The 20,535-nt window shown below is 49.7% G+C and carries 25 protein-coding genes and 1 tRNA gene; 11 read left to right on the forward strand and 15 right to left on the reverse strand.

Annotation, left to right across the window (positions count from 1 at the left end; genetic code table 11):
* Positions 1 to 88 precede the first annotated feature (88 nt).
* Together ymfL and FQZ95_RS12950 are read right to left on the reverse strand one after the other, a co-directional pair.
* Positions 89 to 640, reverse strand: coding sequence for a protein YmfL (gene ymfL / locus FQZ95_RS12945; RefSeq protein ID WP_000521508.1), 552 nt, complete (start codon positions 638 to 640; stop codon positions 89 to 91).
* 43 nt (positions 641 to 683) lie between these two features.
* A complete protein-coding gene (locus FQZ95_RS12950; RefSeq protein ID WP_000649477.1) occupies positions 684 to 884 on the reverse strand; it encodes a YdaS family helix-turn-helix protein in 201 nt (66 codons plus the stop codon).
* Between the two features lie 90 nt (positions 885 to 974).
* On the opposite strand from FQZ95_RS12950, the gene FQZ95_RS12955 reads away from it, so the two are divergent.
* The 8 genes from FQZ95_RS12955 to FQZ95_RS12990 all read left to right on the forward strand — a co-directional run bounded on the left by FQZ95_RS12955 (position 975) and on the right by FQZ95_RS12990 (position 6,282).
* The gene (locus tag FQZ95_RS12955; RefSeq protein ID WP_000848749.1) at positions 975 to 1,649 is read left to right on the forward strand and encodes a LexA family protein; all 675 of its coding nucleotides are present in this window, start codon (positions 975 to 977) and stop codon (positions 1,647 to 1,649) included.
* Between the two features lie 668 nt (positions 1,650 to 2,317).
* Positions 2,318 to 2,680, forward strand: a complete 363-nt coding sequence (gene yfdP, locus FQZ95_RS12960) for a protein YfdP (RefSeq protein ID WP_000135680.1) — start codon at positions 2,318 to 2,320, stop codon at positions 2,678 to 2,680.
* 65 nt (positions 2,681 to 2,745) lie between these two features.
* Positions 2,746 to 3,570: a YfdQ family protein gene (locus FQZ95_RS12965; RefSeq protein ID WP_001700344.1), complete on the forward strand. Its 825-nt coding sequence runs from the start codon at positions 2,746 to 2,748 to the stop codon at positions 3,568 to 3,570.
* A 127-nt stretch (positions 3,571 to 3,697) separates the two neighbouring features.
* Complete coding sequence (gene yfdR / locus FQZ95_RS12970; RefSeq protein ID WP_000008200.1) at positions 3,698 to 4,234, forward strand: 5'-deoxynucleotidase; 537 nt, start codon at positions 3,698 to 3,700, stop codon at positions 4,232 to 4,234.
* On the forward strand, positions 4,225 to 4,587 hold the full coding sequence (locus FQZ95_RS12975) for a phage protein (RefSeq protein WP_023277314.1): 363 nt from the start codon (positions 4,225 to 4,227) through the stop codon (positions 4,585 to 4,587). The genes yfdR and FQZ95_RS12975 overlap by 10 nt, the downstream gene beginning before the upstream one ends.
* Complete coding sequence (yfdT, locus tag FQZ95_RS12980; protein WP_000206732.1) at positions 4,587 to 4,892, forward strand: protein YfdT; 306 nt, start codon at positions 4,587 to 4,589, stop codon at positions 4,890 to 4,892. Before FQZ95_RS12975 ends, yfdT begins: the two co-directional genes overlap by 1 nt.
* Positions 4,808 to 5,242, forward strand: a complete 435-nt coding sequence (locus FQZ95_RS26415) for a helix-turn-helix domain-containing protein (RefSeq protein ID WP_077873866.1) — start codon at positions 4,808 to 4,810, stop codon at positions 5,240 to 5,242. The genes yfdT and FQZ95_RS26415 overlap by 85 nt, the downstream gene beginning before the upstream one ends.
* On the forward strand, positions 5,164 to 6,282 hold the full coding sequence (locus FQZ95_RS12990; RefSeq protein WP_001132557.1) for a tyrosine-type recombinase/integrase: 1,119 nt from the start codon (positions 5,164 to 5,166) through the stop codon (positions 6,280 to 6,282). Before FQZ95_RS26415 ends, FQZ95_RS12990 begins: the two co-directional genes overlap by 79 nt.
* Positions 6,283 to 6,296: 14 nt before the next feature.
* Here FQZ95_RS12990 and FQZ95_RS12995 read toward each other — a convergent pair.
* The 3 genes from FQZ95_RS12995 to proB all read right to left on the reverse strand — a co-directional run bounded on the left by FQZ95_RS12995 (position 6,297) and on the right by proB (position 8,855).
* Positions 6,297 to 6,372, reverse strand: a tRNA-Thr gene (locus FQZ95_RS12995).
* Positions 6,373 to 6,486: 114 nt separating this feature from the next.
* The gene (gene proA, locus FQZ95_RS13000) at positions 6,487 to 7,740 is read right to left on the reverse strand and encodes a glutamate-5-semialdehyde dehydrogenase (RefSeq protein ID WP_160530269.1); all 1,254 of its coding nucleotides are present in this window, start codon (positions 7,738 to 7,740) and stop codon (positions 6,487 to 6,489) included.
* Between the two features lie 11 nt (positions 7,741 to 7,751).
* Entirely contained in the window at positions 7,752 to 8,855 is a 1,104-nt protein-coding gene (gene proB / locus FQZ95_RS13005; RefSeq protein ID WP_160530270.1) for a glutamate 5-kinase, read from the reverse strand.
* Positions 8,856 to 9,142: 287 nt separating this feature from the next.
* Between proB and phoE the strand changes: the two genes are divergently transcribed.
* Entirely contained in the window at positions 9,143 to 10,198 is a 1,056-nt protein-coding gene (gene phoE / locus FQZ95_RS13010; protein WP_105288398.1) for a phosphoporin PhoE, read from the forward strand.
* A 38-nt stretch (positions 10,199 to 10,236) separates the two neighbouring features.
* On the opposite strand, the gene crl is transcribed toward phoE, so the two are convergent.
* The 3 genes from crl to gpt form a co-directional block, all read right to left on the reverse strand.
* Entirely contained in the window at positions 10,237 to 10,638 is a 402-nt protein-coding gene (gene crl, locus FQZ95_RS13015) for a sigma factor-binding protein Crl (RefSeq protein ID WP_000174675.1), read from the reverse strand.
* Between the two features lie 57 nt (positions 10,639 to 10,695).
* A complete protein-coding gene (frsA, locus tag FQZ95_RS13020) occupies positions 10,696 to 11,940 on the reverse strand; it encodes an esterase FrsA (RefSeq protein WP_000189544.1) in 1,245 nt (414 codons plus the stop codon).
* 91 nt (positions 11,941 to 12,031) lie between these two features.
* Positions 12,032 to 12,490, reverse strand: a complete 459-nt coding sequence (gene gpt / locus FQZ95_RS13025) for a xanthine phosphoribosyltransferase (protein WP_001291990.1) — start codon at positions 12,488 to 12,490, stop codon at positions 12,032 to 12,034.
* Positions 12,491 to 12,750: 260 nt separating this feature from the next.
* On the opposite strand from gpt, the gene pepD reads away from it, so the two are divergent.
* Both pepD and FQZ95_RS13035 read left to right on the forward strand, forming a co-directional pair.
* On the forward strand, positions 12,751 to 14,208 hold the full coding sequence (pepD, locus tag FQZ95_RS13030; protein ID WP_001293012.1) for a cytosol nonspecific dipeptidase: 1,458 nt from the start codon (positions 12,751 to 12,753) through the stop codon (positions 14,206 to 14,208).
* Between the two features lie 8 nt (positions 14,209 to 14,216).
* Complete coding sequence (locus tag FQZ95_RS13035) at positions 14,217 to 14,498, forward strand: hypothetical protein (RefSeq protein ID WP_000106440.1); 282 nt, start codon at positions 14,217 to 14,219, stop codon at positions 14,496 to 14,498.
* An 8-nt stretch (positions 14,499 to 14,506) separates the two neighbouring features.
* On the opposite strand, the gene FQZ95_RS13040 is transcribed toward FQZ95_RS13035, so the two are convergent.
* The 7 genes from FQZ95_RS13040 to motA form a co-directional block, all read right to left on the reverse strand.
* Complete coding sequence (locus FQZ95_RS13040; RefSeq protein WP_000469797.1) at positions 14,507 to 15,031, reverse strand: metal-dependent hydrolase; 525 nt, start codon at positions 15,029 to 15,031, stop codon at positions 14,507 to 14,509.
* Positions 15,032 to 15,093: 62 nt separating this feature from the next.
* The gene (prfH, locus tag FQZ95_RS13045; RefSeq protein WP_097763701.1) at positions 15,094 to 15,708 is read right to left on the reverse strand and encodes a peptide chain release factor H; all 615 of its coding nucleotides are present in this window, start codon (positions 15,706 to 15,708) and stop codon (positions 15,094 to 15,096) included.
* Entirely contained in the window at positions 15,705 to 16,844 is a 1,140-nt protein-coding gene (locus FQZ95_RS13050) for an RNA ligase RtcB family protein (protein WP_160530271.1), read from the reverse strand. Before FQZ95_RS13050 ends, prfH begins: the two co-directional genes overlap by 4 nt.
* Positions 16,845 to 17,161: 317 nt before the next feature.
* Positions 17,162 to 17,614, reverse strand: coding sequence for a GNAT family N-acetyltransferase (locus FQZ95_RS13055; RefSeq protein ID WP_160530272.1), 453 nt, complete (start codon positions 17,612 to 17,614; stop codon positions 17,162 to 17,164).
* Positions 17,611 to 18,666 carry a DNA polymerase IV gene (gene dinB / locus FQZ95_RS13060; protein WP_001226156.1) on the reverse strand — a complete coding sequence of 352 codons (1,056 nt, stop codon included), beginning with the start codon at positions 18,664 to 18,666 and terminating at the stop codon, positions 17,611 to 17,613. The genes FQZ95_RS13055 and dinB overlap by 4 nt, the downstream gene beginning before the upstream one ends.
* 70 nt (positions 18,667 to 18,736) lie before the next feature.
* Entirely contained in the window at positions 18,737 to 19,660 is a 924-nt protein-coding gene (lafU, locus tag FQZ95_RS13065) for a putative lateral flagellar export/assembly protein LafU (RefSeq protein ID WP_088542289.1), read from the reverse strand.
* 2 nt (positions 19,661 to 19,662) lie between these two features.
* The gene (motA, locus tag FQZ95_RS13070) at positions 19,663 to 20,526 is read right to left on the reverse strand and encodes a flagellar motor stator protein MotA (protein ID WP_160530273.1); all 864 of its coding nucleotides are present in this window, start codon (positions 20,524 to 20,526) and stop codon (positions 19,663 to 19,665) included.
* Between the last annotated feature and the right edge of the window lie 9 nt (positions 20,527 to 20,535).

Here is a 20,535-nt window from a genome sequence, read left to right on the forward strand (position 1 = left end):
GGTAATCTGCATTCATGCCGTAACAACAGGTGTTCAGCGACGCTGACCACCAGCTGTTGCGACAAACGGTTATTTGCCGTTAAACTGTTCATGCGTTAGTTTCTCCACAGACACAAAACGCCACGACGCCCGGAGCTGCACACTCGCGGGCGTCACTCTTTTCTGGAGCGCAAAAGATTTTGTAGACCAGTGCTGCATGCTCTTGGAGCTTCGAAATTGACAGATACAACTCATCATTAATTGCTGTCTGCTCGTGTGGCTCCACGACCCCATCTTCGATTGCCGAACGAATCTGCTTTGAGTAATTCCCGATCTGTTCGATGACTTCCAGCAGGCGCTGGTTTATATCGGCGTTCTCTACTTCCTCAATTTCAGGAAGCGATACGAACACCCCACCAGCAGACTGTGCGACAGCATCCGCAATGTAGTGAGTGCCAGCCGCGCGCTGTAAAACCATTGCCCATCCCAGCGGGAAAATCTGATCGCCATCGGCACGAAGGCGGTTAAATAATGCGTTCTCTGTTACATCCAGCCAGTCAGCTGCTTCAGCGTAACCACCCGGCAACGCTGCGATAGTTTTTCTGACAGCTTTCACGTACCACTCAGGCTGTTTTTCTACTTTCCAGTGATACTTACCCACGGTTAGCCTCATCGTTCTGTGGTTAAAAATTGAAGGTGTTCTGTTAATCTTTCGGATAGATATCCGGTCTTAAGTCAGATTTCGTAATTGCACCTGACGTGCATTGCTCAAGTTTTTTCGCCAGCACAAAACTGGCTTTTTTATAACCATTGAAAACCAGCCGTAAGTAGCCAGGTGTTGAGCCAACTTTTCCGGCCAACTCGCCCTGCTGTTCTTTGGTTAAAGAGTCCCAATACGCTTTCATACAATATGTACCTCCGGTATACATATTACATGATTGAAATGAACCTTCAAGATACTTGTACCTTATCGGTACAAAGGTTTTAATTTCGTTATGAAAACAATCCATGACATCCGGCGGTCTAACGCCAGAAAACTGAGAGATGGTGTTGGCGGAAATTCATCCTTTGCCACCATGATTGATCGCGAGCCAACCCAAACCAGCAGGTTTATGGGGGATGGCGCTACTAAAAATATCGGTGACAGCATGGCACGGCACATCGAAAAATGTTTCGACCTGCCTGTCGGATGGCTTGATCAAGAACACCAGACAACGAACATCACAAAAAAACCTGATGTTTCAATCACTAACAAACAAATAACGTTAGTCCCTGTCATATCATGGGTACAGGCCGGAGCATGGAAAGAAGTTGGCTATTCTGAGGTTGATTTGAGCACAGCAGAAACGTATCCCTGCCCTGTACCCTGTGGCGAAATGACTTATATCTTGCGGGTGATTGGTGATTCAATGATTGATGAGTACCGCCCTGGAGACATGATTTTTGTTGATCCCGAAGTCCCTGCCTGCCACGGTGACGACGTTATTGCATTGATGCACGATACAGGCGAAACCACCTTCAAGCGATTGATAGAAGATGGAACACAGCGTTATCTCAAAGCATTAAACCCAAACTGGCCTGAGCCTTACATTAAGATTAACGGTAATTGCTCTATAATTGGTACAGTGATTTTCTCGGGAAAACCAAGAAGATACACAATAAAGGCCTAATCAATATTTATGAACCTGCTTCGGCAGGTTTTTTTATACTTGACAATGTACCCATGAGATACATAATGTATCTAAAAGAAACATAACACAGGCAAGATTAAAACAAAATTTGGTTGTAACACGGCGTATGGCACATGCGTCGTTAGCGGTCTGGTGACGTTAAAGGGGACAATCCACTCCTTGCTCGAGCAAACAAACCAGGTAGCCGGAATGTGCAAGTCAATGATGATACTGATAAGACGCCTAACCAGCGTGGCGATTCGGTTTGACGCCTGGGAAGAGACCAGGGTGCAACGATGAGGGCATTTATGGAGCCGCGACAAAGTGTGGTGCCGTAACTGGCTAAGTGCTCTCAGCGTTGTGGTAATCCGCGAAATGGCGCGGCGGTAAGTATGGCGGGGTTACTCTTTCCCCGTTGAGGACACCGGATTGTCAGGTTGACCATACGCCTGAGTGACAACCCCACCACAACAGCCACTGCTTTGGCGGTACCAGTTTGTACCCTTGCTTCCGGCTGGTACCGCTCTTTTTACAAAACAGAGAAGAGCATCACCGGACGACGGGCTCATAACCCAATCCATCCGGGCGGCAGTCACCGCAGGTGTTCTTCTCTGTTTTGTGGAGAAACCAACCGACCTTGCAGGGTCGATATGATGAGGAGCAGCAAAATGGCTAGCGAACGCAGTACTGATGTGCAGGCATTTATCGGGGAGCTGGACGGCGGCGTATTTGAAACCAAAATCGGCGCTGTTCTCAGTGAAGTCGCTTCCGGTGTGATGAACACGAAAACCAAAGGTAAGGTCTCGCTCAACCTGGAAATCGAACCGTTTGATGAGAACCGTGTGAAAATCAAACACAAACTCTCATATGTTCGCCCGACTAACCGCGGGAAAATTTCTGAAGAAGACACCACCGAAACGCCGATGTATGTCAATCGCGGTGGTCGCCTGACTATTCTGCAGGAAGACCAGGGACAATTACTGACTCTTGCCGGTGAACCTGACGGAAAACTTCGCGCAGCAGGTCATTAATATCGTTCTTAATTAACTGATTATTTATCTCATCACTGAATATCTTTATATAGTGAGGACTTATTATGTCTCAGAACTTAGACGCAACCGCAATTAATCAAATCCATGCCCTTATTTCTGCTCAGGGTGTTAATGAAATTATCAGTAAGATTGGTGCCGATGCTGTGGCATTGCCTGAGAATTTCCGCATTCATGATCTGGAAAAATTTAATTTAAATCGCTTCCGTTTCCGTGGTGCGCTTTCCACTGCCAGCATCGATGACTTTACCCGTTATTCTAAAGATCTTGCAGATGAAGGCACCCGCTGCTTTATCGATGCTGATAATATGCGTGCCGTCAGTGTGCTTAACCTGGGTACTATTGATGAACCAGGTCACGCAGATAACACCGCCACACTCAAACTGAAAAAGACAGCACCGTTCTCTGCTCTGTTGTCTGTTAACGGCGAGCGTAACTCCCAGAAGTCACTAGCAGAATGGATTGAAGACTGGGCCGACTATCTTGTGGGCTTTGATGCTAATGGTGACGCTATTCAGGCAACAAAAGCGGCTGCGGCTGTCCGTAAAATCACGATTGAAGCAAACCAGACCGCTGATTTTGAAGATAATGACTTCAGCGGCAAACGCTCCCTGATGGAGTCTGTCGAAGCGAAGACCAAAGACATTATGCCAGTGGCATTTGAATTTAAATGCGTTCCGTTTGAAGGTCTGAAAGAACGTCCGTTTAAATTACGCCTCAGTATTATCACTGGCGATCGTCCTGTACTGGTTCTGCGCATTATTCAGCTGGAGGCGGTGCAGGAAGAAATGGCTAACGAATTTCGTGATCTGCTTGTTGAGAAATTCAAGGACAGCAAAGTAGAAACCTTTATTGGTACTTTCATCGCCTGATTTCATTACTGCAAATGCCCCTGCGGGGGCATTTATGGAAACGTAATTTACTCAATAATCGCCGGATGGTGAGGGATTTTTTTTACCAGAATTCAGCGCGGTGCAGCGCATATACGTGGAGAACAAAATGTCATTTATTAAAACTTTTTCCGGGAAGCATTTTTATTATGACAGGATAAATAAAGACGACATCGATATTAACGATATCGCGGTTTCCCTTTCAAATATCTGTCGCTTTGCCGGTCATCTTTCGCACTTCTACAGCGTCGCCCAACATGCGGTTCTTTGCAGCCAGCTGGTGCCGCAGGAATTTGCTTTTGAAGCGTTAATGCATGATGCAACAGAAGCGTATTGCCAGGACATTCCCGCACCACTGAAACGCCTTCTTCCTGACTATAAACAAATGGAAGAAAAAATAGACGCCGTAATCCGTGAGAAATACGGGTTACCCCCAGTTATGAGTACGCCCGTGAAATATGCCGATCTCATCATGCTGGCAACCGAACGCCGCGATCTCGGGCTTGATGATGGCTCTTTCTGGCCTGTACTGGAAGGTATCCCGGCAACAGAGATGTTCAACGTGATTCCACTGGCACCGGGCCATGCCTACGGGATGTTTATGGAACGCTTTAACGAGTTATCGGAGTTACGCAAATGCGCATGAATGTTTTCGAAATGGAAGGGTTTCTTCGTGGGAGATGTGTACCGCGAGATCTGAAAGTAAATAAAACAGATGCTGAATACCTAGTGCGTAAATTCGATGCGCTTGAAGCTAAATGTGCAGCACAGGAAAACAAAGTAATACCAGTGTCAACTGAACTGCCACCAGCAAATGAAAGTGTTTTGTTATTCGATGCTAACGGAGAAGGCTGGCTAATTGGCTGGCGTTCTCTCTGGTACACCTGGGGACAAAAAGAAACCGGAGAATGGCAATGGACATTTCAGGTCGGGGACCTTGAAAACGTCAATATCACTCACTGGGCAGTAATGCCAAAAGCACCGGAGGCTGGAGCATAATGACCACTTTTACCGACAAAGAACTGATTAAAGAAATTAAAGAGCGTATCAGCAGCCTTGACGTGCGAGACGATATTGAGCGCCGTGCTTATGAAATCGCACTCCTATCTCTGGAAGTAGAACCAGATGAACGCGAAGCTTATGAATTATTCATGGAAAAGCGTTTCGGTGACTTAGTAGATCGTCGGAGAGCAAAAAACGGCGATAACGAATACATGGCATGGGATATGACTCTCGGTTGGATCGTCTGGCAGCAACGAGCTGGTATCCATTTTTCAACAATGTCACAGCAAGAGGTGAAATAATGGAGCCATACAGCCTCACACTCGATGAGGCCTGTCATTTTCTCAAGATATCCAGACCGACTGCCATTAACTGGATACGCACAGGGCGTCTTCAGGCAACACGCAAAGATCCCACTAAGAATAAATCTCCTTACCTCACAACACGACAAGCCTGCATTGCGGCTCTTCAGTCTCCGCTGCATACTGTCCAGGTGAGCGCGGGTGATGGCATAACAGAGGAAAGAAAATGTCACTCTTCCGCAGAGGTGAAATATGGTACGCCAGTTTCACATTGCCGAACGGTAAAAGATTTAAACAGTCTCTTGGAACAAAGGACAAAAGGCAGGCGACAGAACTCCATGACAAGCTAAAGGCTGAAGCATGGCGGGTCAGCAAACTTGGTGAAATACCTGATATAACGTTCGAGGAAGCGTGTGTCAGGTGGCTTGAAGAGAAAGCACATAAAAAATCACTGGACGATGACAAAAGCCGGATCGGATTCTGGCTTCAACATTTCGCAGGAATGCAACTAAGAGACATTACTGAATCAAAAATTTATTCAGCAATGCAGAAAATGACGAACCGGCGTCATGAGGAAAACTGGAAACTCAGGGCAGAAGCATGCAGAAAAAAAGGGAAACCTGTTCCAGAATACACGCCAAAACCAGCGTCCGTTGCAACGAAGGCTACGCATCTTTCATTTATAAAGGCCCTACTAAGAGCCGCAGAGCGTGAATGGAAAATGCTGGATAAGGCACCAATTATTAAAGTGCCTCAACCAAAGAATAAACGGATCCGCTGGCTGGAGCCCCATGAAGCACAAAGGCTGATTGATGAATGTCCGGAGCCATTAAAGTCTGTTGTTGAATTTGCACTGGCAACAGGCTTAAGACGCTCGAACATCATCAACCTTGAATGGCAACAAATAGACATGCAGCGCCGGGTGGCATGGATAAACCCGGAAGAGAGTAAATCAAACCGCGCAATTGGCGTTGCGCTGAATGATACTGCATGTCGCGTTTTGAAAAAACAAATCGGGAATCATCACCGTTGGGTATTTGTGTACAAGGAAAGCTGTACCAAACCAGACGGAACGAAAGCGCCAACAGTAAGGAAGATGCGGTATGACGCAAACACAGCCTGGAAAGCGGCGCTGAGACGGGCTGGTATTGATGATTTCAGATTTCACGACTTGAGACACACCTGGGCAAGTTGGCTGGTTCAAGCCGGAGTCCCGTTGTCAGTGTTACAGGAAATGGGAGGCTGGGAGTCTATCGAAATGGTTCGTCGATATGCTCACCTTGCACCTAATCACCTTACCGAACACGCACGGCAAATAGACTCGATCCTGAACCCATCGGTCCCAAATTTGTCCCAGTCAAAAAATAAGGAAGGTACTAATGATGTGTAACTTATTGATTTTAATGGTGCCGATAATAGGAGTCGAACCTACGACCTTCGCATTACGAATGCGCTGCTCTACCAACTGAGCTATATCGGCCCTGAAAGGACATGTTCACGAGCGTGAATCACGGTGGACAAGGTTAAAACTAACCGGGCGATGCGTCAATGGCCTTGTGAATCAAATGGCTACTTTTGCATCACCCGGTTTTATTTACGCACGAATGGTGTAATCACCAATGCCGATCCACTTGTAGGTGGTCAGAGCTTCCAGCCCCATTGGGCCGCGCGCGTGGAGTTTTTGTGTGCTTACCGCAACTTCCGCCCCCAGACCAAACTGGCCGCCGTCGGTAAAACGCGTAGAGGCGTTAACGTAAACAGCGGAGGAATCCACTTCGTTAACAAAACGCTGGGCGTTGCGCATATCGCGGGTCAGGATCGCATCGGAATGTTGCGTGCCGTGTTCACGAATATGGGCGATAGCATCGTCAAGATCGCTGACGATTTTGACGTTCAAGTCTAATGACAGGAACTCATCGTCATACTCTTCGGCTTTAACAGCCACCACCTTCGCGGGGCCTGCCTGCAACTGCGCCAGCGCAGTTGCGTCAGCGTGTAATGTTACACCGCTTTCCGCCATTTGCTTGCTTAATGCGGGCAGGAAGCTATCTGCGATGTTTTTATTTACCAGCAACGTTTCTACCGTATTACACGTGCTCGGGCGCTGAGTTTTCGCGTTGACAATCACTTTCAATGCTTCAGCGATCTCTGCACTTTCATCAACGTAAATATGGCATACGCCTATACCACCTGTGATTACCGGAATCGTCGACTGCTCGCGGCACAGTTTATGCAACCCAGCCCCGCCGCGTGGGATCAGCATGTCGATGTATTTATCCATACGCAGCAGTTCACTGACCAGCGCACGGTCAGGATTATCAATCGCCTGCACGGCACCCGCCGGTAAACCGCAGGATTTCAGGGCGTCCTGAATCACCGCCACCGTTGCCGCGTTAGTGCGACACGTTTCTTTGCCGCCGCGCAGGATCACCGCGTTACCGGTTTTCAGGCACAGTGAAGCAACATCAACCGTCACGTTCGGGCGCGCTTCATAAATCACGCCAATCACCCCCAGCGGTACGCGACGACGCTCCAGACGCAGGCCGCTGTCCAGCACCCCGCCATCAATTACCTGCCCCACTGGATCGGCGAGGTTACACACCTGGCGCACATCATCGGCAATGCTTTTCAGCCGTGCGGGCGTCAGTGCCAGGCGGTCAAGCATCGCTTCGCTAAGGCCATTGGCACGCGCGTCAGCAACATCCTGGGCGTTAGCGTTGAGGATGATTTCGCTTTGTGCTTCCAGTTCATCGGCGATTTTTTCCAGCACACGATTTTTTTCGCGGCTGGAGAGTTGCGCTAATTTATAAGAGGCTTGCTTCGCGGCAATGCCCATTTGTTCCAGCATCGGCCAGCTCCTTAACGGGTAATCATGTCATCACGGTGAACGGCAACCGGGCCGTATTCATATCCCAGTATTGCATCAATTTCTTGCGAGTGGTGTCCGGCAATACGGCGTAATGCATCGCTGTTGTAACGACTGACGCCGTGAGCGATATCGCGACCTTCGAGGTTGCAAATGCGGATGACTTCACCACGCGAGAAGTTGCCAGTCACGCTTTTAATGCCTTTCGGCAACAGGGAGCTGCCGCGTTCAAGAATGGCGGCGGTTGCCCCTTCATCTACCGTGATTTCACCCGCAGGCGGCGCACCGAAAATCCAACGTTTGCGGTTTTCAAGCGGAGTCGCCTGGGCATGGAACAGCGTACCGACGGAAATACCTTCCATCACATCACCAATGACACCCGGCTTACTGCCCGCGGCAATAATGGTGTCAATACCCGCACGGCAAGCCACGTCCGCGGCCTGCAATTTGGTGCTCATGCCGCCGGTTCCAAGACCTGAAACGCTGTCACCGGCAATCGCGCGCAGTGCGTCATCAATGCCGTACACATCTTTAATCAGTTCTGCCTGCGGATTGCTACGCGGGTCAGCGGTATACAAACCTTTTTGATCGGTCAGCAACAACAGTTTATCGGCACCTGCCAGAATCGCCGCCAGTGCCGAAAGGTTATCGTTATCGCCGACTTTAATCTCTGCAGTAGCGACAGCATCGTTCTCATTAATTACTGGAACGATATTGTTATCGAGCAGCGCACGCAGCGTATCGCGGGCGTTCAGGAAACGTTCACGATCTTCCATATCGGCACGGGTCAGCAGCATCTGCCCGATATGAATGCCGTAAATTGAAAACAGCTGTTCCCACAGTTGAATCAGTCGACTCTGCCCTACCGCCGCCAGCAGTTGTTTTGAGGCGATAGTCGCTGGCAGTTCCGGGTACCCCAGGTGCTCACGCCCGGCAGCAATCGCCCCCGACGTCACAATTACAATCCGATGCCCGGCGGCATGTAGCTGCGCGCACTGGCGAACAAGTTCAACGATATGGGCACGGTTCAGGCGGCGCGATCCGCCTGTTAGCACACTGGTGCCGAGTTTTACCACCAGCGTCTGGCTGTCACTCATGATTCTCTGCCATTCAATTTTAGGGAAAATGATATCAAACGAACGTTTTAGCAGGACTGTCGCCGGTTGCCAACCATCTGCAAGCAAAGCATGGCGTTTTGTTGCGCGGGATCAGCAAGCGTAGCGGCAGTTGTTTACGCTTTTATTACAGATTTAATAAATTACCACATTTTAAGAATATCATTAATCTGTAATATATCTTTAACAATCTCAGGTTAAAAACTTTCCTGTTTTCAACGGGGCTCTCCCGCTGAATATTCGCGCGTTAATTAAAATCAGGAATGAAAATGAAAAAGAGCACTCTGGCATTAGTGGTGATGGGCATTGTGGCATCGGCATCCGTACAGGCCGCAGAAATATATAACAAAGACGGTAATAAACTGGATATCTATGGCAAAGTTAAAGCCATGCATTATATGAGCGATAATGACAGTAAAGATGGCGACCAAAGTTATATCCGTTTTGGTTTTAAAGGCGAAACACAAATTAACGATCAACTGACCGGTTATGGTCGCTGGGAAGCAGAGTTTGCCGGAAATAAAGCAGAGAGTGATACTGCTCAGCAAAAAACGCGTCTTGCCTTTGCCGGGTTGAAATATAAAGATTTGGGTTCTTTCGACTATGGTCGTAACCTGGGGGCGCTGTATGACGTGGAAGCATGGACCGATATGTTCCCGGAATTCGGCGGCGATTCCTCCGCGCAGACCGACAACTTTATGACCAAACGCGCCAGCAGTCTGGCAACGTATCGGAACACCGACTTCTTCGGCGTTATCGATGGTCTGAACTTAACCCTGCAATATCAAGGAAAAAACGAAAACCGCGACGTTAAAAAGCAAAACGGTGATGGCTTCGGCACGTCATTGACATATGACTTTGGCGGCAGCGATTTCGCCATTAGTGGAGCCTATACCAACTCCGATCGCACCAACGAGCAGAACCTGCAAAGCCGTGGCACGGGCAAGCGTGCAGAAGCATGGGCAACAGGCCTGAAATACGATGCCAATAATATTTACCTGGCAACTTTCTATTCTGAAACGCGTAAAATGACGCCAATCTCTGGCGGCTTTGCCAATAAGACGCAGAACTTTGAAGCAGTCGCTCAATACCAATTCGACTTTGGCCTGCGTCCATCGCTGGGTTATGTCTTATCGAAAGGGAAAGATATTGAGGGCATCGGTGATGAGGATCTGGTCAATTATATTGATGTCGGTGCTACATATTATTTCAACAAAAATATGTCAGCGTTTGTTGATTATAAAATCAACCAACTGGACAGCGATAACAAATTAAATATTAATAATGATGATATTGTCGCGGTTGGGATGACCTATCAGTTTTAATGGAGATTGCCGGATGCGGCGCATCCGGCACTTTTCACTCACGCGGTTAACTTCACCGGTTCATCACGAAAATCATCCGCCGGTTCCAGCTTCAGATTCAGTGTCGTCAGCAGTTCACGCAGCTTCTCATGAAACTCACGCAGGGTATGTTCCAGTCGCTCAACCACTTCGGCATCTTTTACCGGAACGTTCTTCCAGTCGCCTGCTTTATCGAACAGACCAAACTGGTAGCTGTAAGTAAAACGGGATTCCTGCGCTTCAAGCTCCATCCACCAACCCCAGAACTCACGCACTTCCGGCGCTGGTTTCACGTTGACGCATACAGCCAGACAATCGAAAAAGAATCGATTATCTTCGCACTTACCTTCACGAATATAGGGGCCTAGTGCGGTAAATTTTTTGATCAATCTGCTCTTCGGGTGTCCACTCGGTAACGTCATTGCGATCTCCTGTTGTGATGCACCTGTTTTACCAAACTGGTAAAATTTAGCAAATTTTTAACACAATCGTTTTTCGATCCAGCTCGTGATTTCCTGAAGACCTTTGTCAAAATTCCGATACACCGGATTAAATGGAATCTCTAACAATTTACCATCAGCAGATGATGAGGTGATTAAGCGTGAGTCCTCTTCCGGGCTGAACGGATCGTTCTTCCAATAGCCTGATAACATTGGCGTCGGGCAGCGACGGCCCAGCAATCCTTGCACTTTTAATGAATAACGATTCAGTTCCACACGCAACGCTTCATCGGAAGCATCATGCATCCCCAAACGACTCGCCAGAACGTCAAGATACATTTCCGGCACCTGTTGCTGGCACTTAAAATCACTCAACAGGGTATGAACTACCGGACCAAGACAGGCAACCGCTTTCAGACGCGGCGATTCAAGATATGCCAGACGCACAGCAACGTTAGCGCCAAAACGGAAACCAAAGGCCGCGACACGGGTGTGATCCACCCACGGGACGTTAGGCAGCGCCTTTAAGACGTGCTGATGCAACAGGCTGGAGTCCTGGGTGAGCTTCCATTTTGAAGAAAAGCCCACCGACGGCATATCAATAGTCAGCATCGCAATGCCGCGCGGGGCAAAATAACGTTCATACAGACTGTAATAATCCGTCTGCATCGCATCCAGACCACCACACATTAATACCGTCGGGAACGGGCCATCGCCTTTCGGCATATGCAAAAAGCCGGTGATGGGTGCACCGCCTGGTACGGTAAACTCCATCTGCCGCATCGTGCCCGGCAGACGTTGGGCGGCCTCTTCATAGGCACGGTTTGACAAAGCCTGCGCTTGCTCGGCCAGGTCATCCCCTTTCAGATGAGGATAGGCGGCAATGTTGTACAACGTGGCCGCATGCAGCCAGTGACGACCACTGAGTTGTGGATCTTCTTCCGCACAAGCTTTTTGTTGCCACACCATCGCCTGGGTGGCCCATTCATAAATCCAGTTGCCGCCGCGGTAGCCAATCACCGTATCGTATAAATCATCGTCGGTACGTTCAGCATCGCTCATCACAATACGCGCCTGAACGTCGAGGATTTCACGTGGGTCAATGCCGCGCCAGATCCACATCAGACGGTTTATCATGCGATACCAGTGAGGGATGGTTTTACCATCAAGGGCCGACTGCACAGGCGGTTGTGCGCCGTGATTAAAGCGGCGGACTAGCGTCGAGGTTTCAGGATGTTTAAAGCGGGGTTTGAACAGGGTTTCGCTCAGGTTTGCCTGTGTCATGGATGCAGCCTCCAGAATACTTACTGGAAACTATTGTAACCTGCCTGAAGTTAAAAAGAACAACGCCCGGCAGTGCCAGGCGTTGAAAAGATTAGCGACCGGAGATTGGCGGGACGAATACGACGCCCATATCCCACGGCTGTTCAATCCAGGTATCTTGTGGGATATCAACAACATAATCATCAACCAGCGGACGACCTGCCGGTTTAGCGAAGATGGTGACAAAGTGCGCTTTTGGATACATTTCACGAATCGCAACCGCAGTACCGCCGGTATCCACCAGATCATCAATAACGATGAAGCCTTCGCCATCACCTTCTGCGCGTTTCAGCACTTTAAGCTCGCGCTGGTTGTCGTGATCGTAGCTGGAAATACAAACGGTATCGACATGACGAATACCCAGTTCACGCGCCAGTAACGCACCCGGTACCAGACCGCCACGGCTTACGGCAATAATGCCTTTCCATTGTTCAGAAGGCATCAGTCGGCTTGCGAGTTTACGTGCATGGATCTGCAACATGTCCCAGGTGACGATGTATTTTTCGCTCATGTGAAGTGTCCCAGCCTGTTTATCTACGGCTTAAAAAGTGTTCGAGGGGAAAATAGGTTGCGCGAGATTATAGAGATCTGACGCACTAAAAACCAGTATTTCACATGAGTCCGCGTCTTTTTACGCACAGCCTCTCCCTGACGCGGGATAAAGTGGTATTCTCAAACATATCTCGCAAGCCTGTCTTGTGTTGACAACATTTTCTGCTAACCCTGTGACCTGCAATACTGTTTTGCGGGTGATCGACAAGGAGACTTAACGTGTCTGAACTGTCTCAATTATCTCCACAGCCGCTGTGGGATATTTTTGCCAAAATCTGTTCTATTCCTCACCCGTCCTATCATGAAGAGCAACTCGCTGAATACATTGTTGGTTGGGCAAAAGAGAAAGGTTTCCATGTCGAACGCGATCAGGTGGGTAATATCCTGATTCGTAAACCTGCCACCGCAGGTATGGAAAATCGTAAACCGGTCGTCTTGCAGGCCCACCTCGATATGGTGCCGCAGAAAAATAACGACACCGTGCATGATTTCACTAAAGATCCTATCCAGCCTTATATTGATGGCGAATGGGTTAAAGCGCGCGGTACCACGCTGGGCGCGGATAACGGCATTGGTATGGCCTCTGCACTGGCGGTTCTGGCTGACGAAAACGTGGTTCACGGCCCGCTGGAAGTGCTGCTAACCATGACCGAAGAAGCCGGTATGGACGGGGCGTTCGGCTTACAGAGCAACTGGTTGCAGGCTGACATTCTGATTAACACCGACTCCGAAGAAGAAGGTGAAATCTACATGGGTTGTGCTGGGGGTATCGACTTCACCTCCAACCTGCATTTAGATCGTGAAGCCGTTCCGGCTGGTTTTGAAACCTTCAAATTAACCTTAAAAGGTCTGAAAGGCGGTCACTCCGGCGGTGAAATCCACGTTGGCCTGGGTAACGCGAACAAACTGCTGGTGCGCTTCCTGGCGGGACATGCAGAAGAACTGGACCTGCGTCTTATCGATTTCAACGGTGGCACACTGCGTAACGCCATCCCGCGTGAAGCCTTTGCGACCATCGCTGTCGCAGCTGATAAAGTCGACGCACTGAAAACGCTGGTGAATACCTATCAGGACATCCTGAAAAACGAGCTGGCAGAGAAAGAGAAAAATCTGGCCTTGTTGCTGGACTCTGTTGCGAACGATAAAGCTGCCCTGATTGCGAAATCTCGCGATACCTTTATTCGTCTGCTGAACGCCACCCCGAACGGTGTGATCCGCAACTCCGACGTGGCAAAAGGTGTGGTTGAAACCTCCCTGAACGTCGGTGTAGTGACCATGACTGACAATAACGTAGAAATTCACTGTCTGATCCGTTCTCTGATCGACAGCGGTAAAGACTACGTGGTGAGCATGCTGGATTCGCTGGGTAAACTGGCTGGCGCGAAAACCGAAGCGAAAGGCGCATATCCTGGCTGGCAGCCGGACGCTAATTCTCCGGTGATGCATCTGGTACGTGAAACCTATCAGCGCCTGTTCAACAAGACGCCGAACATCCAGATTATTCACGCGGGCCTGGAATGTGGTCTGTTCAAAAAACCGTATCCGGAAATGGACATGGTTTCTATCGGGCCAACCATCACCGGTCCGCACTCTCCGGATGAGCAGGTTCACATCGAAAGCGTAGGCCATTACTGGACACTGCTGACTGAACTGCTGAAAGAAATTCCGGCGAAGTAATTACAATAATGTCCACGCCTGCGGGCGTGGACTACTGTTTGAAGCCAATGGCTATCTATATCGAAATAACAAAACATTATGAAACTCATGAAAAGGTCGCATATTTATATAGCTGCGACCATATTTCATGGGGAGAATTTCTGATCACCAAAGAAAGTTTTGCGCTGGAATCCGTGAAAGAACTTAAGGGTGAAAAGCAGAATTTTTATATGTTCAGAGCCTGGGGCAAAGTCAGGAAAACATACTTAGCCACGGGAGAATTTCCCCAGGAAACATGTTACGCCGCTTAAAGTCAGAATCATTTTTTCACGCGTTTTACATTTACCATTTTAGCATTACGCCTGCACCACATGGCAATGGCGGCAGCTACTAATGCCAGTTCCAGTAAAAACGACCAGTGTAATAAAAAATTGAGCCACCACGGATGATGTACCGCCGTAATATGAAAGAGTGCAAAGGGTTGGTTAACGAAAGGCATCAACCACCAGATATCACCGACCAGCGTATCAAGCAACAAATGCACAATACCATTCAGGCAAAACACCACGCCCAGCCACGCCGGAAGTTTATTCTTCGCAATTGCGGCCCAGACTAATGTCGCCGCCAGCAGAGCAAACCATAATAATGGCCAATGAGACGGGTAAAGATGATGATGTCGTTGCCCGTTATCAACCAGATAGCACCAGAAAAGATCAAAATCGGGCGCAACGGCCCCGACTAAGCCAATAACCATCGCCCACCGCGCATGACGAGAAATCAGCGGTAGGCGTTTCACTAAAGTACAAGTTATTAAATATCCAGCCGGAAGATGACCGATAAACATGACGAATCCTTTCATTTTTGCCCGCCGCTTTCACGAAGAAAACGGCGGGTGACATTCCTCAATTACACAGCGATAAAAGCCATCCCTGTAAACGTCCGTCGCGGGTTGCCACGTTCAATCTGGTGATGGAACATTCGCCGCTGCGATTTCAGCGCCGCGCTATTTTCCTGTTGCTGTTGCTCCAGCTTCCAGGCAATCAGCAATCGCGCCAGCCGTTTGTTGGCATGTTGGCTGCGCTCTGACTGAACCTTCACGCTAATCCCGGATGCCAGATGCGTGGCGCGTACCGCCGAGTCGGTTTTATTGACATGTTGACCGCCCGGCCCCGACGAACGCAGCGTCTCATAACGGATTGCATCCGATTGTTCCTGCTCATCAGCGGTAAAACGCCCAATGCCCAGAAACCAGTTTTTGCGCCCATGATGAGGCCGATACGGACTCGGACAAATCCACTGGATAGTGCCACACCAGCTTTCGCTTAGTGCCCATGCGTTGTCGCCATCAAGTGAAATCAGCGCCGAACGCAGCGTGTCAGAGTAGCGGCCCGTTTCTGTTTCCAGCACCGTTACCGCGACGTCTTGTCGGGTAGCTTCTTTAATCAACCTGTCCAGCGCCTTTTTCACTGCGAGACAACATTCTTCCGGTCCCTGAGCTGAGGAGAGTTGCAGCAAGATCATCCTTTTTTCCCTCCACTGTTTTTGAGCGTTAGCACCGGACGCAGTCGCGCGACAGGAATAATTAACCCAGCCTGCACCAGACATTGCACCACGCTTTCAGCCGATTTATAAGCTTGTGGCGCTTCTTCAAAGATGAGTTGTTTATCGCGACAAATTACCCGGCTGCCAAGTTCAGTACGTGAGAGCTGCGTCGCTGTGTATTTCGCTGCCAGACGCCCTTTACACTCGGTGCGCCCCCATTTACGCCCAGCCCCATGCGCCAGCGAATGCAATGTTTCCTCACTCCTGACGGGCTGAACCAGCCAGGAGTAATCACCGCGTGAACCGGGAATAATCACCAGACCGTTGTCATCCGGTGTGGCACCTTTACGGTGTAACCATCCTTGTTGATCGCCGATTCGACATGCGCTAACAAAGTTATGCGCCACATCCAGAACCGAATTTCCGTTGGCCTTAACTTGTTGCATTATGCGCAAAGCGATCAGCTGGCGATTAGTACGCGCAAACGCCAGTGCATCGTCATGTTCCGCTATATACTGTAGCGCGTCGTCACTGCCTTCAGGCAAACCATGATGCGAAAACGGGGCAATATGCCGCTGTAAAATAGACTGCCCTAAACCACGCGAGCCGCTATGGACCAGCAGTTGCAGATGCTGCGCATCCAGACCTGACAGTGCAAACAGTTCAGCGTCGATAATTTGATCAACTTGTTGCAGTTCTGCGAAGTGGTTTCCGCCACCGATAGAGCCAAGCGCGCAGCGCCACGGATGCTGTGCAAACGCTGACGGCAGGTTTTCCTCCAGCCAGCTTTCTTCAGCAACGTCATCCAGCACAGATAATCGCTTTTCAAACTTATCGGCGTTGTATTTACGCGCGAGAATATCTGTTTGCCATAGCGCCATGCCGCAGCCGATATCATTGCCGACCAGTGCCGGGTAAAAACGGCCTACGGAGAAGAACGCTGCGCCAATCGGATAGCCGCGTCCGGGGTGTAAATCTGGCATCCCTACTACGCGTTGCATGTCGGGTAAATTTGCCGAGGTGTGTAATTGTTGGATCGCTGAACTCTCGATCCACAGGTCATCAGATGCGATGGTAAATACCGCATCGGATAAGGGACGAATATATTTGCCCATGTATCATTCCATTTATACTCGTCATACTTCAAGTTGCATGTACTGCGACTGCGTTCGTTCACCCCAGTCACTTACTTTAGTAAGCTCCTGGGGATTCACTCGCTTGTCGCCTTCCTGCAACTCGAATTATTTAGAGTATATAAATATAAAAATCAGGAAATGGCAGACGAATCCAGGGCAAGAAAAAAAGAATTAATCCTGGAAAGGTCTGCAAAGAGTCATTGATAAAGGATTTTTCATGATTTACCTCCTTGCAGTTTGTGGAATAAGAAAACGCGCACATATTAGGCGGGCGTTATTTTCATTGCAAGCTGAATTTAATGTTGCGGTTTATATCGCATATGAAAATTAGTAAACCACGCTCCCCGGCATTCAACGCGCTGCTGCTTAACTGTCTGAAAACCATAACGTTCAAAAAAGGGTTTTGCGGTTATGCTGGCATCTACCGTAAGTTCGGATTCAGACTTAATCAAAGGTTTTAACAAAGCGCTGGCAACCCCGCAGCGGTTGTATTTCGGATCAACAAATAACATATCGATATAATGCTCAATGCAGGTAATAAAACCAACCGGTTGTGCATTAATCACAGCAACCCGCACTTGTGATTTCGCGAGTTTCTCTTTCCATCGATGTTCATCAATCTGCGCCCAGGCGGCAATTTGTTGTGGTGAATAATGCTGACTGGCGGTCATCGTAACCGCTCTAATAAAAATAGCGCATAGTTGCTGAAAATCGCCAGGCTGATAGTCTCTTATTTGTATATTATTCATAATCCCAACACCAGTTGTCTTTCCATTTGCGGATCCAGCAACGTCACATGCAGCCCCACCAGCCGCACACCGCGCCCGCCACGGCGTTCATCCCAGGTTTTACGCGCAGTGGCGATCAAGTCAGCTTTATTCAGCCGCGGCCAGACGTGTTCCTGGGTGGTTTGCTGAAAATCGTCGAACTTTAATTTCACCCCCTGGCGGGCAATCAGCAAATCAGGTTTTACCTTTGCCAGACGGCGTTCAAGTTCCGGGTACAACCGCTCGATAATCGCTTCACATTCAGACCAGTGATGAATATCTTCCGCCATCGTGCGTTCTACACCGACGGATTTTCGCAACCTTTCGCTGTTAACGTCGCGCTCGTCAATCCCCTGACTACGCTCCCATAAAATGCGGCCAAATTTGCCAAAGCGTTTAAGCAACGTCACCAGATCACACTTTTGTACATCGCCGCAGGTCCGCAGCCCCATCGCTTCCAGTTTTGCCGCCGAGACTTTGCCGACACCGGGAATTTTTGCCAGCGGTAAGGTTTGCAGAAATGCCGGGACGTCCGCCGGCGTAATCACAAACTGTCCGTTGGGTTTATTCATATCAGAGGCGATTTTGGCAAGAAACTTTACCGGCGCAATGCCCGCAGAGGCGGTAAGTTGCAGCTCGTTGAAAATCGTCTGACGGATTTCCTGAGCAATAAGGGTCGCAGAACCGTGGCAATGTACGCTGTCGGTGACGTCGAGATAAGCTTCATCCAGCGACAGCGGCTCAATACGCGATGTGTAGCGAGAGAAGATTTCGCGGATATGATTTGACGCTTCTTTGTAGGCGTCAAAGCGCCCTGGAAGCAAGGTGAGATGCGGACACAGTTTGAGCGCCATGCCGGTTGGCATGGCGCTACGCACGCCAAATTTACGCGCGGGATAATTGGCGGTGCTGATCACCCCCCGGCGTTCGCGGCTGCCGCCAATAGCAATAGGGATATCGCGCAGGGCGGGATTGTCGCGCATCTCCACCGCGGCGAAAAAGCAGTCCATATCCACATGAATGATTTTACGCATTGCTCACCTCTCAACACTGGTAAAGTATACAGTGATTTCAGGGTTTGAGAAATGCGTAAAGATTCAGCATTTAACGCGTTCGTTGCGAAAGCACCTGCTGCTTATCCAGCTTTTGCACCAGCGGCTGCACCACTTTATCGCCATGCTGACCAAAATATTGATACAACGTATCGGACGCGCTTTTGGTCAGCACCATAATCTCAATGCGCCGATTGCCCGCGCTTTGCGGATTTTTCGCGTCCAGCAGCATCTGGTCCGCCATCGCGCTTACCTGCATCACTTTATCTTCCGGCATTCCGGCGTCTTCCAGCACCCGACGGGCCGAGAGCGCGCGGTCACCCGAAAGGTTCCAGTTGTTGTAGATATTGCTTTTATAGGCCATCGCATCGGTATGCCCGGTAATAATAATTTTGTTGTCGAGCGAGTCGAATACCGGCGCGAGCTCCACCAGCAGCGTTTTAAAGAACGGCATAATCTTCGCGCTGCCGCGTTCAAACATATTGCGGTTCTGGTCATCTTTAATCAGCACGCGTAATCCCTGCGGGACAATCTCCATCTCCAGATTGGCTTCCATATGCGCATCGCGGGCGATGGTGTTGATACTGGTCGCCAGCTCGCCAAGCTCAGTGGCGGACTTCTTCTTCAGTAGCGCCGTTTTCTCGTTGACGTCGCGCGCTTTTTTCTCCGTCTCTTCCGGCACCGCCACGGTGGCAGGTTTCAGCGGATGCGTCGGGCTGATTTTATTTAACGGCGACAGCCCGCCGCCATTGAAAATCGACTGCCCGTGCAGCGCGGCGATAATGCTTTCACGCTCGGATTTACTGACGCTGTTCACTATCCACAGCGTCATGAATAGTGCCATCATCGCCAGGGTAAAGTCGGCGAACGCCACCTTCCACGCCCCGCCGTGATGCCCGGCATGATTCTTTTTGATCTGCCGCCGGACGATGGTGGTTTTTGCCCCTCGCTCGCGGCGGTTGCCCGTCTTCCTCATGCTTATTCTTGCTCCAGCATCGCATTCACCCACGCGTCGAGGTTGGCGAAAGTCGGTTTGGACGCCAGATGCAGCAGCTTACGCCCGGCATCCACCGCCAGCAGCGTCGGTTTGCCGCCCGCCTGCGCCACCAGCACGGTACGCACGCACTCCAGCAGGGAATGTTCCGCCCGCGCCTGCTGTTCCATGGCGTTGGCGAGCGGGTCCATCAGGCAGTAGCAGATAAACACGCCTAAAAACGTTCCCACCAGCGCCGCCGCCACTTTCAGGCCAATCAGGGCGATAGAGCCGTCAATCGACTGCATGGTGATGATGATGCCGAGCACTGCCGCACAAATGCCAAACCCCGGCATCGCTTCGGCGGTACGTTGCAATGAGCGCGACGGCGTGAGCAGCGACTCTTCGGCGGTGTCCAGCTCCTGATCGATAATGCCTTCCAGTTCATGGGCGTCGATTTTGCCCATCGCCATCAGGCGAAAGTTATCGGCAATAAAAGTCACCAGCCGCTTCTGGGTTAATATCAGCGGGTATTTCTGGAAAATGGTGCTCTCTTCCGGCTGCTCGATATGCTGATCCAGCATACGCAGGCCGCCGTTTTGCACCATTTCGAGCAACTCATACAGGCACATTAAAAGCTGACGCTGAAACTCCGGCCCGAGCTGTTTTTTACTGATCACGCCTTTAATTTGATGAGCAATCTCTTTCAGCACATGTTTTGGGTTACCAATAATCATTGCCCCGAAACCTGCGCCTAAAATAATGATCATTTCCGCCGGTTGCCAGATAGCGACTAATTGTCCACCCGCTTCAAAATATCCGCCAAATACGCAGCCGAGCACCACCAGTAAACCTAATATTTTTTGCATGATTTCTTC

It is taken from the genome of Escherichia sp. HH41S (assembly GCF_009820115.1).
Taxonomy (GTDB): Bacteria; Pseudomonadota; Gammaproteobacteria; order Enterobacterales; family Enterobacteriaceae; genus Escherichia; species Escherichia coli_F.